Raw genomic sequence first — 13,920 nt, 5'->3', positions numbered from 1 at the left:
TGACTGATAAACCGCGACCAATCAGAAAGCCATAGTTTTACATACCCGTCATTCCGGCATGGATTGCCGGAATCCAGTGCCATGGATGGCGCTCTTCAAGTCCCCCTGTGTTTTTGGCAATCCATGCCGAGATGACGACCCGGAGACGAACTACGGTTCTCAAATTGGGCGGGCTATAGGAAAACGCGCAACTCAGTTGTGCGTGAACTGGAAATTGTTGGCGAAGCAGCGCGGCATGTGCCGCCCGATGTAGAAGCACTTTATCCGCAAATTCCATGGCGGTTAATGCGTGACATGCGCAATGTGATAGCACATGAATATTTTGGTGTGGATTGGCAGATTGTTTGGGAAACTGCTGTCAATGACTTACCAGTACTCGTTCCAGTGTTGCAACAAATTTTACTGGCCAAGCGGCTGTAAAAATCAAACGGCATGTCAAAGAAAGATTAATCATGCTAAGCCGCTTTGAAGTGCAATAAAAACATGTAATATATTGATTTATAATGAAAAATAAATCTGTGCTCGTCGAGCAGGTAAGTTAAAAACGTTTCATTGCTTACTAGGTAAACACGGATTACCTTGTCATAAAACAATGCACAAATTCTATGCCGATTTTTATAGCCTTCGACAAGACCATTTTGAGCCATCCACGACGCGTATCTGAACGCCTTGGAATTGCCGTCCATAAACATAGGCAGCTTTGCTATCATTCTCTATAATACCGGGCTGCATTGTTATGACACGTAATGTCAACCCTCTTTAGTTTCTTCCGATTTGTTTCATGACCAAATATTTTCCTGTTTTATTGCTCATCTTGTTTATCGGATGCTTAGCAAGCGCGGTGTGGTTCGCGCCAACCTTATCAGTATCTGCGGGTGCGGAAGCGCCGCCTACCGTGTCGGCGTTGAATAATAATGCCGATAGTATAGAAGCACCATGTTCCAGCAATCATCCTGAATGGCGACAAGCACAAGTGATTGATGGCGTCAGTATTGCTGAGTCACCTATTTGTGATGCGGATAATCCTTACGCAGTCGCACTGGCGGTGAAAGGCAGCAATAACGTGTCTATGGCGACGTTAATGCAAACCGATATTGCTCAAGATGCGTTGATTTTAGGGGAAGACCTAGACCAAGACGGCGACCCTGATGTGATTAATATTAAGTTAGAAGTCGTTGAGTTAAATGGCTCTAGCCCGGACGGCAGCTTTTTGATGAATACGTTTGCCATTGCGCCTGGTTTGCAGCCAGGGCTTTGGGTGTTTACACCTAAATCGCGCGGCATGGCGATTAAAGGCTATAACTCTACAGAGGCCGCGCCAATGTTACGCGCGCCTTCGCCAACGATTCGAGTTGAGCAAGGTGATAAAGTCGTTATTACGCTGGAAAATACGCATTATTTACCGCATACCATTCATTTACACGGCGTCGATCATCCTTGGTTGAACTCTGAAGGTCATGATAATGATGGCGTTGAAGAACACCCTGTGTTACCCGGTGAACAACACCGTTATGAAATTCAGCCTAGACATGCCGGGACGATGTTGTATCACTGTCATGTACAAACGGCTCAGCATTTAATGATGGGCTAAGTGGTTTGTTTGTCGTTGAGGAAAATCGTCCGAATAATTGGGTTCAAAACGTTTAATATTGGGGCAGGGCAGGTGCGGCATCCGTCGGTTGCAGTCGCCGAGCATTATGACCAGGAATATGATTTGTTTTATCAAACGCTGATTAAAGAGTTATCAGGTATTGTTCAACAAGCCGTTGACCCAAGATTAATCGCTGAGCGTATGAGCCGTCAGTTTAATATTACGGAGTCATTTGAGAACTATTATTTATTAAATGGTCGTTCGTTTCCTTATACCTTGCGCGATTCATTAATCGTCGCTGGTGATAATGAAACGCTTAAATTACGCGTAGGTAATATGCAGCGTTCACCGGTTGCGTTACATATACACGGTCATAAAGCCACGATTACGGCTTACGATGGTATGGAGCTGCCCGAAGTGCAGCAAATCACTAGAGATGTGTTCGATATTGCACCGGCACAGCGTATTGATTTAGCGTTAAAAACTCAGAATAACGGGGTGAATAGTTATGGGCCAGGCTTGTGGATGTTTCACGATCATGTGCCTGATGGTACAACTACCGATGGCATGGAGCCGGGCGGTAATATGGCGATACTCGCTTATAAAGGCTTACTGGATGAGCGTGGTATGCCTAAACGACATGATGAGATGTTAAGCCAAGTGTTTAACAAGGATTATTATGCGAAAAACAAACCCGTTTGGCTGCAAGGGGATTTTGCCAAACTGTTGGGCGATGCAGGGAAAATGGCGCCCAATTATGTCCGCATTGTGTTGTTTGGTTTAAGCTTAGGCTTAGCGCTGGGTATTATTCTTTATGTGTTACGCGCGCGCAAGGAAGTCTGATTTATGAAATTAGCAATTTTTTTTAATAGGTGTTTTTATCACTGGCGTTAATGGGCTGGTTCATGCGGGAATGCATCATGAGCACATGATGATGGATGAAACCGGCATGATTATGAATGCGAATGCCGACCGCTTACCTAAGGATTGTGAAAAAATTTCTGAAACCGTTGATATTACGATACGCGCTGGTCGTAAACATGCACTGAAATTTAATGGCAAGATGTTTGCGTTTGATAATCAAGAATGGCAAGTCAAGCCGTGTGCCAAGCTCAATATTCGTTTTATCAATGACGACCAAATCCGTCATCAACTGATGATACACGGCTTGCCGGGGTATTTATATCCTGATGGCATGTTTCATTTAGAGTTAAACGGTCAAGGCGAGCTTAACGCGCCGTTAATTTTGCCTAAGCTGAAAAAAACCTATTTAGTGCATTGTGAATTACCTCAGCACATGGAAAAAGGCATGAAAGCCCAGCTTAAAGTCGATGGCGGCGATGGCGATTTGCCCAGTATTCCAGGGCTTACCGCAGCGGTCAACGCCGATAGCTATCCGGTTGATTGGACTCAGGCAACGCTAGCTATTTTGTTGTTGTGTGTATTAATAGGCGCGGGTGTGCCGTTGGTGTTGGCGAGGTTAAGATCTTAAATAGCGCAGCAGAATCATTAGTAATTTTCATTAATGTTGAAATCCATCACAAAAAAAGGTAGAATGCAATCTAATTCTATGCTGCGAGATCAACAGATATGAAAATAAAACTAGCTTTCATAGTGTTACTGCAATTCATTAGTTTATGGGTACAAGCCGATGTACTAACTCCTTCAGTTCATCCAATCGATTTTTCTAGGCCCGTTTCTGTTAAAGAAATCATGCAAGCAGGGCAGTTTGGCGGTTTGCTTTATCCGACTGAAGATGTATTGCCGCCTTCGCCAATTTCTGCTAAGCGAGGGCAATCATTAGGCTATGAAAATGAATCGTTTGGTCAGGCAATCGAAGCATGGAACCGTCACCAATACAAGCAAGCCTACCAATTATTTAGCGATCACATCCAGCAATACCCCAATAGCCCTTGGATTGCTGAATCTAAGTTGCATCAAGGTTGTGAAGCTCGCTATGAAGGGCGGATGAATGAAGCCGAGCAAACGTACTCAGATATTATCGCCGTCAACCAAAGCAAACCAGGTAATGGTGCCAAGCGTTTTACTAAACAAAGCCCGGTTGCGCATGGCTAATCTTAAAGTATTGCAAAATGACCTGGATTCAGCCAAAACCTATTACCAACAACTGAAAGCCGAAGGCAGTGATTGGCGTGATCGCACTTACGCATCTCATTGGTTATTGCAACTTTCCAAAGTGGAAAAAAGATCAACTCAGTCTGTCAAATTGCGGTACACAAGTATTAAGCGATGTATTAGCAAAATCTGGCAAATCACAAGCAGCGCAAACAGTATTAACGGCCAAGCCTAAGCAAAAGTCAGGATTCTCGCTGCAAGAATTGCAACAACTCGCTAAGCGGCATGATTATAATTTAGTCGGTTTGCGTTTAAAGCCGGAAGACTTAAAGCAAATTACTTTACCGGCGATTGCTCAAGTTGAATGGCAAAACGGCAAAGGCCATTACTGGGAAATTGCAGAGCGGGATGGTGATTTGTTAAAACTATACGACCCGCAAAACCACGACTATTACGAACAAACCATTCAAGAATTCAGTCAGCAATGGCATGGTGCGGTATTAGTGTTTGCACAAGCCGACAAAGCCAAAAGCACTTTGCCAGGCAAACAATTGGCTCTGAATGACATGGCAACTATTAATGGTGGTTGTTGCGGTTTGCCTGCGCCACCTGACGATTTAGGCGAGCCTGATGCTCCAGACCAGGAGTGTAAGACTTGTCCTTGTCCCAATGGTCATGGCCAGCCTGTTTGGAAAGTCAACCCGATTACGATGAATTTTTACATGAAGGATATTCCACTTTGGTACACCCCAGCCAAAGGTCCGGCTATCGAGTTCAAGCTCAGTTATAACTCCCAATCCACCACTAATTATTACGAACCGTTTGGCAACAAATGGCAATTCAGCTATGGCACGTTTTTGGTGGAAGCACCGGGTGGTAATGTTTCGGTTTTCTTGCCTGATGGCAAACAATTGATTTTTGTTAAAACCACTAACGGGTATCAATTAGCAGCCAAGTATGGTGAAACATCCAAGTTAGAAAAAATAGCCACTAACAGCTTTACCCTGACAGAAACCAATGGCATGGTTTATTCATACGGTATACCTGGCGGCACTGATTCTCAACAAGTGTTTTTAACGACAATCACCGATGCTTATAGCAATAAAGTGACGTTTAGCTATAACAGTAATGCCCAGTTAGTCGGTGTAACCGATGCAGACGGTAAGACATCGGTATTGGATTACAACGCTGAGGGCTTAGTCGCTAAAATCACCGATCCGTTCGGTCGGTTCGCTCAGTTTAGCTACAACCCTGAGCGCGACTTAGTAGAGCTAGTGGATATGGGCGGCATTAAAACCCAATTGGGCTACGATGCTGATAAGTACCTGTCCTCAATTGATTTCGGGCAAGGGATTTGGGCTATTTATACGGAACCTAGTGATGGCGTCGACAATGGCAGTAATCCTTATCCCGCCCCTGGTAAGACCATGTGGGAAAATTATCGGATAACCATTACTAGCCCTATGGGTAGTCAGCAAGAATATTACTACGACGGTTACAACAAAGACTCTTGGTATGTTTCAGCTAACGACTACGTTCACTATAAGTCCTCAGATATTAATAATTACCGAAAAGCACCTAAAACGCTGTATGAGGTAAATAACCCATCTAGCACGGGTGAGTATGGGATTGTCACATCGATACGCCGACCCATGGGCGATAGAAAATACTATGAATACAATGCTGCAAGATTAATAACTAGCTTGAGCTATAATAATGATCCATCTGGAGTGTATAGCTATAAATACAACGGGTTAAACTATGTAACTCAAACGACCCTACCCAATGGGTTAGTAACCAAATTAGCTTACGCAGCAAATAACGAGGATTTAATTTCGATTACTGACAGTCGTGGGATACAAAGCTTTGAGTACAATCCTTACCATGACATCACCGCTGCTACAGATCGTAAAGGCAATAAAACGGCTATTGAATACAACGGCTTCGGTCAAGCTAGCAAAACCACCGATCCACTAGGGGTTGTTACCGAATATCTGTACGATGCAGACCAACGTTTAAATCAAATCAACCGCGACGGCAAAGTGCTGTTAAACCAAAGTTACGACACTCAAGGTAGGGTTAGTAGCCGCACAGGCATTGATGGCGTAACTATCGGCTTTGCTTATGACAATTTAGATCGCATGACGCAAATCACCTATCCTGACGGTAAAAACACGGTGTTAACATGGTCAGCCGTGCGTCCATCACTGATTGAACATATCAGCTTGCGCGATGGGCGAACGGCTTATTTTAGCTACGATGCCGAACAACGTTTGACGATAAATATTAACGCCGAAAACGGTCAGTCTCGCTACGAGTATGACAAAAACGGCAATCTGATTCGCTTTATAGACACCAATAGCACGGCTACCCTTTGGCAATATGATGCTAATGATAGGGTTAGCAGAAAAACTTATGATGATGGCAAACAAGAAGTCTACACTTGGAATAGCCGGGATTCTTTGGATAGCAAACGCAATGCGCGTGGCAAAACCACTTACTTCAGCTATAACAGTAATGGCGGCTTGACTACTATTAATTTTTCCTTATCCAGAAAAAGACATTCGTTATGATTATGACAAATATTACCGTACCACCCAGCGCACCGATGCGCTAGGTGTCTTCAAATATGAATACGATGCTAACAACAATCTAACCAAAGTCGATGGCCCGTGGGCAAATGACACCATTACTTACCAATACGATGCACTAAATCGTCGCACCCGTATGACCGTAGAGGGCGGACAAACGACCGACTATGGTTACGATACGCTAGGTCGTCAAACTCAAGTCGTGGTGAATGGGGAAACTTATGGCTTCGAGTATGACGGCGTAAACCCGTTGCTGAACAAACTGACTCGCCCTAACAGCGTCACGACCAGCTACCAACGAGACAGCTTGCAACGCACTACTCAAGTCAGCAACGAAACCAGCACCGGTGTGGTCATTAACCGCCATGCTTACACTTATAATAACCAAGACTTGAAAGACAGTGAAAGCATTACCAGCGGCAATCCATATGCGCTCAATACGCCTGGTGTGAAAACGTTTCAACACAATAAACTCAATCAACTTTTGCAAGCTAATCCACCGGAACGTCAATACCTGTACGATGCGGACGGCAATTTGATTCAAGGCTATACACCGCAAGGCTATCTATTTACTGCAAAATACGACAGCTCAAACCGTTTACAAGAACTCAGCTACACTGATGCCAGCAGTATCAAACACAAAATCGTTTACAGCTATGGCGGCGACGGCTTAGCCGGTCAAATCGACAAGTACACCGGCAAAACCTTAACCGAACGCACCCGCTTCGTGCGCGACGGTTTTTTAATCGTGCAGGAGTTGGATGGACTCAACAGCAACGCCGTCAAAACGCCAATACGTCTGGCAAAACCAAGAGCAAGGCGGTATTGGTCGCTTGCTGGCGATGATACAAGACGGCAAACGTTATGATTATCTCTACGATGACAACGGCAACGTTATGGCCTTAATCGATGACGCGCAAAACATCGTCGCCCAATACAGCTATTCTCCGTTCGGACAATTGCAAACCGCAACAGGCCCTCTCGCCGATCAGCCTATGCGTTTTTCCACCAAATATTACGATCCTGAAACGGGCTTAAGTGATTTTGGCTATCGATTTTATCGGGCGGATGTGGGGAAATGGTTGACTAGGGATCCGATTGGGGAAGCTGGTGGAATTAATTTATATGGTTTTGTCGAGAATAATCCTGTTAATTTTATTGATTCTTACGGATATAAAAGTGATTGGCGATTAATCACATGTTTAATTCTTGGGCTATGTAATATGACCGACCATCAAACCCCGTCTGGCGATCATAGCCCTCCTAGACAAGAACAACAAGCTCCCGAATGGAAACCCAAGAATCCAAGGCCTCCTAGCCCTCCAAAGGAAGAATGCCCAACACCAAATCAACAACAAGGGCCAAAGCCACCGCAACCACCAGATCCTACAGTTGAGCCTCCAACTCAGCCAACTATACCGTGGTGGTTAAGAAGGTCGCCTTGGGCAATTCCAGCCTGCATAGTTTTTTGTCCTTCTCCTGCATATTAGCCAGGTAGGGTCGCTGTGCGTACCTTGTAAAAAAATCAATCATTTTAAACGGAGATAACCATGCAACCGATTTACTCATTTTCAGAAGTGTTGGAAGCCATTGAGGTTTTGTCAGTTGATGAGCAAGAAACCTTGCTTAGCATTATCTCCAACAGAATCCACGAGCGAGGCCGCAAGCAACTTAAAGCAGATATTGAGCAAGCCCGCAACGAATACCGCGAAGGTATCTGCCAAGCAGCATCCATAGATTCACTAATGGCTGAAATCCTGTCATGAAGCGGGTGTTGTTGCGTTCAAACACTTTTTATTCGTGCCGCCAAGCATTTTCTTAAAAAATACCCTCAACTCAAAGAAGATTTACAAGATACTCTACTATTGCTCTCAGAAGATGCGTTTAACCCCAAGCTGAAAACACATAAGCTTAAAGGCGAGCTGCTGGGGTCATGGGCTTGCAGCGCTGGTTATGACTTACGGATTGTGTTTGAATTTGTGGAGTTTGAAAACGCAGAGGCTTTATTGTTACAAACGCTGGGGACGCATGACGAGGTTTACTAAGGCCATTAGGAAATGCAAATCAAAACGCAATTAAGAAAGCTGGAGTTAAGAATGTCTTTGGCTGAGATGTTGAGCGTACAGCACAAGAGGTGGTTTAACGCTGCTCGGCATCAGACTGGAGTGCTTGCCATTTGCAGGGTTTACCTTTTCACGATAATGATCCATTCGACCGTTTGCTTATCGCGCAAAGCGACCTGGAGAATTTGACACTGGTTAGTGCGGATGGAAAATTTGAACACTACGGAGTCCCTGTCTTATGGTAACCATAACTTTTCAAAGCTTAGTACAGGGTACGCTACGCGTGTTTTGCGCAACAGAAATTATCAACTATCACACTATTAAATAGGTACGCACAGCGTAGCCTACGTTGTAAGGGGATGTTATGACTTGTAAGAACGCAATATTGTTACTGGCTTTAAGCGTCGTTACCCAATCAACTCATGCTGATGAAACGCGTCATTATCGCTACGATGCTATGCAACGTCTGGTTGGTGCGGACTATGAAGGTCAAGGTAATATTGATTATGTTTATGACAATATGGGTAATCGCTTGGTAGAAACTCAGCAAACAGGGATTATTTCTGACAACGTGCCGCCTAATCCGATTGAATTGATTTCACCGCCTGATGGGGCAGTTGATGTCGATATAGCGCCTATTTTTTCTTGGAAGTCTGCCACAGATCCAAACACTGGGGACATTGTGACTTACTTTTTATCTTTAGGTAAAACGACGAATCCGCCATTAATAGCGAGTGGTAATAAATCAAGTTACCGTCTTTGTTTGAGCCCTAATACTGTGTATTACTGGCAAATTAATGCCCGCGATAATCATAATGCCGAAACACTAGGACCTGTTTGGTCGTTTACCACACAACCATCAGAGCATGACTATTGTGATTTATTTGAGAGTTTTGAAGCGGACAATTCATTTGATGCGTTACCTTGGCAGTTCAGTCAGCCAACAGGGAGTCCTAATTGGATGCGTTCAACGGCAACGGCTTATGAAGGATTCGTTTCTGCGACTTCGCCAGAGAGCCTTAATAACAATCAAACCGCGAAGATGGAAATCAAGCTAACAACGGTTTCAGGTGACATAAGCTTTTGGTTTTCAGTAAGCTCAGGAAGAGGCGATTATCTTGAGTTTTACATTGATGGAAAATTGAAAAAGAGATGGCAGGGAGAAATTCCTTGGACAAAGTTTAGTACATCTATCTCAGTAGGTTCGCATATTTTTTCGTGGCGTTATAAAAAAGATGGCGGCGTCACAGGCGGTCAAGATCGCGCTTGGGTTGATGCAATCGTTTTCCCTTTGCCGCCTGATAGTGTCATTGACTAATTCTAGTGGGTGGTCTTTCTAATTCCGCAAGGTATGTTGCGCATACCTTTTTAGCTTAGTATGCAGCGTTATTTCTCTTCACCTTGGCTATGGCCGGTGGTATCAGGCTTGTGCATTGGCACGAGTTATATTCCTTTTCCGCCTTGGGCGGCGTTGTTTGGCTTTGTGCCGTTATGGATGTTTTGGTTACGCCAAGACCGACTTAAGCCTGTTATCTTAGGCGGCTTGCTGACTTCATTTACTTTTACTTTAATTGGGTTCAATTGGGTTGCTCATACCTTACATGAGTTTGCGCAAATTCCTTGGGCTTTTGCCGTGTTGGGGTTGTTGTTGTATGCGCTGTTAACGAATTTATATTTACCGTGCGCCGGATTAGTGTGGTTTTATAGCAAAAAACTGGGTCGTGTTACGCCGACGTTATCGCTTGTGTTAATGGCGTTGTTGACCATACTGGCGGAATATTTTTCTTATACCTTATTTGATTGGAATTTAGGTTATACCTGGTATGGCGCGGGGTTGCCTCTCTATCAATGGGCTGAGTTTATCGGCATTACCGGTTTAAGCGCTGTGACGCTGTTGGCCAATTTAGGTTTGGCGTTGGCGTGGTTATCGCGTAATCGCGTGTTGGGGAAAGCGCTGGTTGGGATAGTTGTATTAAGTTTTGGTTTATTAAACGGCGGTGGGCTTTGGTTAGCATCACGTTTGCCAGAGCCTGATGCGCTGTTTAGGCCGTTGTTAGTGCAGGCAAATATCGGTAGTTCGCAAAAGTTAGCGGCTGAATTAGGGCATTCAGCCAGTGACGATATTATTGCTAGGCACATGGCATTAACTGAAAAAGCCTTAAGCCACTATGAAAAAAATACTGTGGATGCGGTAATCTGGCCGGAAACAGCGTTTCCAGCCTTTTTAGGTGCAGAATTTAACCACAGCGATAAAGCCCAGTTATTAAGTCAATTTGTGAAAACTCAACAGCTACCGTTAATTACCGGCGCATTTGGCGTTGATATGACGGTGGAGTTAATGACTAATGGCTTGTTTGTGTTGGGAGCTGATGGACAGCTAAGTTCTAAACATTACAATAAAACGCAGTTGCTTGCGTTAGGGGAGTTTATTCCTGGGGAAACGTATTTTCCGATTTTACGTCAATGGCTACCGGCGACTGGACATTTTGCGCGTGGTCAAGGCCCTAGCACATTGCTAACCGTTAATGACGTGCAGTTTGGCGCGCAAAATTTGTTATGAGAGTTTGTTTCCAGCCTTTTCTAAAGCTTTGGCTGAGCTAGGCGCACAAGTCATTATTAATGTTACCAATGACTCGTGGTATGGGACTTGGCAAGAACCTTATCAGCACATGTACATGACCTTAGCGCGTAGTGTGGAGTTTAGGCGTCCTGTTATTCGGGTGACGAATACCGGAATTACCACTGTGGCGTTGGCTTCGGGCGAGATATTACAGCAATCGCCATTACATCAAGAGTGGTCTGGCGTATATCAAGTCGCTTATCGAAAACAGCCTTCACCTACCTTTTATCAACAGCATTTTTTGCTTATGCCTGTACTGTGTTCTATCGGTGTTGTACTGATTTTACTCACGATAGTGACTAAGAAAATTCGCTGTGGAGGTTAGCAAAATCCGGCTACCAACTTAAGTAGGGACAGGGCATTCAGAGCGCAGGACGCCGTAAATACATCCCTGTAGGCTTGGCGGCAGCGTCCCTGCTGCCAACACCTGCTCTCTAAACGCCCTGTCCCTACTTCGCATTGTCCCGTCTAAAGTGCATAGTCCAAAATCCATCCGTGGATTTTGCTATAGGTCTTAGTTTTTGCGCGGATTGACAGCTAGGTCTTGCGCGTCATAGTTGGGTAAATCCGCTGTATCTATAGCGAAAACATAAAATTGGTTAGGGTTTGCCACGCCATTCGGATGCAAAGTATCTGTTAAGTTAGGCAAAAAGTCATTGTCATTAGCGATGTATAACGTGTGTTTAGTCACGCCGTTGATTTCCATGTCGGGGCCGAACGCTAAGGCTTCGATTTTGGCAGGGACGTTTGCTGCGCTAATACCGGCGGTGTTAAGTGCAGTCACTAAATCTAAGAATAAGGTTTTGCTGACGACGGGTGAACTTGCATCTAAGCTGGCTATTTGACTCACATCGGTTGCACCGTTTAAGTCAATTTTAAAGATTTTTTTAGTAATGGCATCACTGTCATCGCCTAAACCTTTGCCATCGCGCTCATCGACTAAAAAACTCATGGTTATTAATCGCTACGATTTCACTGACACCAGAACCATCGGTTAATAAATAGCCATATTCTTTGGTGGCGCCAGTTGCAATATCAATCGTGACGATGCGTAAATATTTTTTGGTGTCTTGTAATAAATTGGCTTGCATCATGCCGACTAACATAGAGCCATCAGGTGTAATCGCTAAACCTTCCATGCCTTTGTTAGTGGTTCTGCCGGAGGTGTTGCCAGCAATTTCAGTGTCTTCTTGTGCGGTTGGTTTGGCAACGGCAAAATGCGCAGGCAGTTTAAAGGTTTTGATGCGTTTACCGGTTACGCGGTTGAATTGGTAGACATACGGGCCGTATTCGTCGGTAATGAATACACTTTTGCCATCGTTGGCAACGCGAATGGCTTCAGGGTCTAAGCGCGCATTGAGCGGGAAGGTTGAGCTATTGGCCGCATTGAAATTATCGGCACGGCCTGAGAAGTAGAAGTAATTGGCAGTATTGAGTGACGGTGTGCCATTTGTGCCGTAAGCCAGTGGTTTGCCGCTAAATAATAACGTTGTGCGCAGTAAAAACGGCGACAAAATATATGGCATTGAGCCAGTCACTGATGCGTCGTAATCAGGGTTTGCCGCTAAGGCTAAGTTTAGCGTTTGTATGCGTGGAATATAAGACGTGGTGTCGTCAATATCAGCGTTATAAGATACCGCGTTAGGGCCTCGGTCAGGTAAGGCTAAAAACGTGTTGCCGCCAGCATACGCTAAGCCTGAACCTAAACCACCTAAAATATTACCAGCGACGCCATTTTCTAAGGCACCCGATGTTTTGACAGACAGGTCTTGATAAGCGGCATTAATTTCGCCCATTGCAATTAATTGCACATCTGCATGGGCGAGTGAACTGATAATACACGCGGATAATAAGCCGGGTAATAGATATTTCATAGTCATAAGCCTCTTAAAGTGAATTTAATCGGCTATTATTGAATAGCTATATGACCGTATAGTGACAGGCCGGCTTAGAACGGGTAGCGAGCGGGGTTATCTTCTTCTAGCCCCGGTCATATTGCCTTTCATACCGCGCACCATGCTGGCTATTTTAGCAGGGTTGCCGCCTTTGAGTTTTTTCATCATTTTTTGCATGACTTCAAATTGTTGAAGTAGGCGATTAACATCGTGCAACTCTTGACCGCAGCCTGCTGCAATGCGTTTTTTGCGATTGCCTTTGATTAAGTCCGGATGACGACGTTCTTGCATGGTCATCGAGCAGATAATCGCGATTTGACGTGCTAACAGCTTGTCGTTCATTTTATCGCGTGCTTCTTGTGGAATTTTGTTCATGCCGGGTAATTTGTCCAGCATTGATGCGAGGCCGCCAGCGCTTTCCATTTGTGCGAGCTGTTCACGGAAATCTTCAAGATCAAAGCTTTTGCCTTTTTTGATTTTTTCGGCGAGCTTATCGGCTTTTTCTTTGTCGATTTTTTTCTCAAGTTCTTCGATTAAGCCTAATACGTCGCCCATGCCTAAGATGCGTGACGCAATCCGGTCGGGGTGAAAGGCTTCTAAGGCAGTGGATTTTTCACCGACACCGATAAATTTAATGGGCTTGCCAGTGATATGGCGTATCGATAATGCCGCACCGCCTCTCGCATCGCCGTCGGCTTTAGTGAGAACAACCCCCGTTAATGGTAACGCATCGTTAAACGCTTTAGCAGTAATCGCAGCATCTTGACCGGTCATGCTATCGACGACGAACAAGGTTTCGATAGGATTAATCGCGGCATGTAAGGCCTTGATTTCGGCCATCATATCGTCATCGATATGTAAGCGGCCGGCCGTATCAACGATGATGACATCTAAGAATTTTTTCTTAGCGGCGATAATTGCGTTTTTCGCTATATCAACAGGGTTTTGGCTGTCATCGCTGGGGAAAAAATCTAAACGCTGAATCTTCAGCTAAGGTTTGTAATTGTTTAATCGCGGCGGGACGGTAAATATCGACGCTGACCACGCCGACTTTTTTTTTTCTTTTGCGTTTCTTTTAGCCAGC

Annotated in this window: 14 protein-coding genes and 2 pseudogenes; 13 read left to right on the top strand and 3 right to left on the bottom strand. The window is 44.7% G+C overall.

Translation table 11 applies throughout. The features are described 5' to 3' along the window. Positions 1–165: 165 nt before the first annotated feature. The 13 genes and pseudogenes from VZ94_RS14455 to VZ94_RS32225 all read left to right on the top strand — a co-directional run. Positions 166–420: pseudogene (locus tag VZ94_RS14455) on the top strand (HepT-like ribonuclease domain-containing protein); the annotation flags it as partial. Positions 421–781: 361 nt separating this feature from the next. Then, positions 782–1,591 carry a multicopper oxidase domain-containing protein gene (locus VZ94_RS32235; protein ID WP_338040424.1) on the top strand — a complete coding sequence of 270 codons (810 nt, stop codon included), beginning with the start codon at positions 782–784 and terminating at the stop codon, positions 1,589–1,591. Between the two features lie 72 nt (positions 1,592–1,663). Next, positions 1,664–2,434, top strand: a complete 771-nt coding sequence (locus VZ94_RS32230; RefSeq protein WP_338040423.1) for a multicopper oxidase domain-containing protein — start codon at positions 1,664–1,666, stop codon at positions 2,432–2,434. 70 nt (positions 2,435–2,504) lie between these two features. After that, positions 2,505–3,083, top strand: a complete 579-nt coding sequence (locus VZ94_RS14440) for a cupredoxin domain-containing protein (protein ID WP_239649964.1) — start codon at positions 2,505–2,507, stop codon at positions 3,081–3,083. A gap of 98 nt (positions 3,084–3,181) precedes the next feature. Further along, positions 3,182–3,667: a tetratricopeptide repeat protein gene (locus VZ94_RS14435; protein ID WP_045779767.1), complete on the top strand. Its 486-nt coding sequence runs from the start codon at positions 3,182–3,184 to the stop codon at positions 3,665–3,667. A gap of 68 nt (positions 3,668–3,735) precedes the next feature. Next, the gene (locus tag VZ94_RS14430) at positions 3,736–6,240 is read left to right on the top strand and encodes a cysteine peptidase family C39 domain-containing protein (protein ID WP_045779766.1); all 2,505 of its coding nucleotides are present in this window, start codon (positions 3,736–3,738) and stop codon (positions 6,238–6,240) included. Positions 6,241–6,394: 154 nt separating this feature from the next. After that, positions 6,395–7,126 carry a hypothetical protein gene (locus tag VZ94_RS14425; protein WP_045779765.1) on the top strand — a complete coding sequence of 244 codons (732 nt, stop codon included), beginning with the start codon at positions 6,395–6,397 and terminating at the stop codon, positions 7,124–7,126. After that, a complete protein-coding gene (locus VZ94_RS14420) occupies positions 7,101–7,748 on the top strand; it encodes an RHS repeat domain-containing protein (RefSeq protein WP_045779764.1) in 648 nt (215 codons plus the stop codon). The genes VZ94_RS14425 and VZ94_RS14420 overlap by 26 nt, the downstream gene beginning before the upstream one ends. A gap of 60 nt (positions 7,749–7,808) precedes the next feature. Beyond that, the gene (locus VZ94_RS14415) at positions 7,809–8,024 is read left to right on the top strand and encodes a hypothetical protein (protein WP_045779763.1); all 216 of its coding nucleotides are present in this window, start codon (positions 7,809–7,811) and stop codon (positions 8,022–8,024) included. Positions 8,025–8,123: 99 nt separating this feature from the next. Beyond that, entirely contained in the window at positions 8,124–8,303 is a 180-nt protein-coding gene (locus VZ94_RS14410) for a type II toxin-antitoxin system RelE/ParE family toxin (protein WP_204369156.1), read from the top strand. Positions 8,304–8,685: 382 nt separating this feature from the next. After that, on the top strand, positions 8,686–9,639 hold the full coding sequence (locus VZ94_RS23185) for an Ig-like domain-containing domain (protein WP_131655573.1): 954 nt from the start codon (positions 8,686–8,688) through the stop codon (positions 9,637–9,639). A 60-nt stretch (positions 9,640–9,699) separates the two neighbouring features. Beyond that, positions 9,700–10,881: an apolipoprotein N-acyltransferase gene (locus VZ94_RS14400; RefSeq protein WP_338040422.1), complete on the top strand. Its 1,182-nt coding sequence runs from the start codon at positions 9,700–9,702 to the stop codon at positions 10,879–10,881. After that, a complete protein-coding gene (locus VZ94_RS32225) occupies positions 10,859–11,266 on the top strand; it encodes a nitrilase-related carbon-nitrogen hydrolase (RefSeq protein ID WP_338040421.1) in 408 nt (135 codons plus the stop codon). Before VZ94_RS14400 ends, VZ94_RS32225 begins: the two co-directional genes overlap by 23 nt. A gap of 189 nt (positions 11,267–11,455) precedes the next feature. On the opposite strand, the gene VZ94_RS30860 is transcribed toward VZ94_RS32225, so the two are convergent. From VZ94_RS30860 to VZ94_RS14390, 3 genes and pseudogenes are all read right to left on the bottom strand, one after another. Continuing rightward, positions 11,456–11,893: an esterase-like activity of phytase family protein gene (locus VZ94_RS30860; protein ID WP_275575261.1), complete on the bottom strand. Its 438-nt coding sequence runs from the start codon at positions 11,891–11,893 to the stop codon at positions 11,456–11,458. Further along, a complete protein-coding gene (locus VZ94_RS30855; RefSeq protein WP_275575260.1) occupies positions 11,874–12,821 on the bottom strand; it encodes an esterase-like activity of phytase family protein in 948 nt (315 codons plus the stop codon). Before VZ94_RS30855 ends, VZ94_RS30860 begins: the two co-directional genes overlap by 20 nt. Before the next feature lie 90 nt (positions 12,822–12,911). Then, positions 12,912–13,908: pseudogene (locus VZ94_RS14390) on the bottom strand (signal recognition particle protein); the annotation flags it as partial. Between the last annotated feature and the right edge of the window lie 12 nt (positions 13,909–13,920).

This window comes from Methylocucumis oryzae, assembly GCF_000963695.1.
Taxonomy (GTDB): Bacteria; Pseudomonadota; Gammaproteobacteria; order Methylococcales; family Methylomonadaceae; genus Methylovulum; species Methylovulum oryzae.
This window is presented reverse-complemented; position numbering and strand designations above follow the sequence as displayed.

Bases quoted from the DNA above. Each gene is read 5' to 3' on its own strand.
- VZ94_RS32235 (WP_338040424.1), top strand. From the start codon at position 782: ATGACCAAATATTTTCCTGTTTTATTGCTCATCTTGTTTATCGGATGC.
- VZ94_RS14440 (WP_239649964.1), top strand. From the start codon at position 2,505: ATGCATCATGAGCACATGATGATGGATGAAACCGGCATGATTATGAAT.
- VZ94_RS14435 (WP_045779767.1), top strand. From the start codon at position 3,182: ATGAAAATAAAACTAGCTTTCATAGTGTTACTGCAATTCATTAGTTTA.
- VZ94_RS14425 (WP_045779765.1), top strand. From the start codon at position 6,395: ATGACCGTAGAGGGCGGACAAACGACCGACTATGGTTACGATACGCTA.
- VZ94_RS14420 (WP_045779764.1), top strand. From the start codon at position 7,101: ATGATACAAGACGGCAAACGTTATGATTATCTCTACGATGACAACGGC.
- VZ94_RS14415 (WP_045779763.1), top strand. From the start codon at position 7,809: ATGCAACCGATTTACTCATTTTCAGAAGTGTTGGAAGCCATTGAGGTT.
- VZ94_RS23185 (WP_131655573.1), top strand. From the start codon at position 8,686: ATGACTTGTAAGAACGCAATATTGTTACTGGCTTTAAGCGTCGTTACC.
- VZ94_RS14400 (WP_338040422.1), top strand. From the start codon at position 9,700: ATGCAGCGTTATTTCTCTTCACCTTGGCTATGGCCGGTGGTATCAGGC.
- VZ94_RS30860 (WP_275575261.1), bottom strand. From the start codon at position 11,893: ATGAGTTTTTTAGTCGATGAGCGCGATGGCAAAGGTTTAGGCGATGAC.
- VZ94_RS30855 (WP_275575260.1), bottom strand. From the start codon at position 12,821: ATGACTATGAAATATCTATTACCCGGCTTATTATCCGCGTGTATTATC.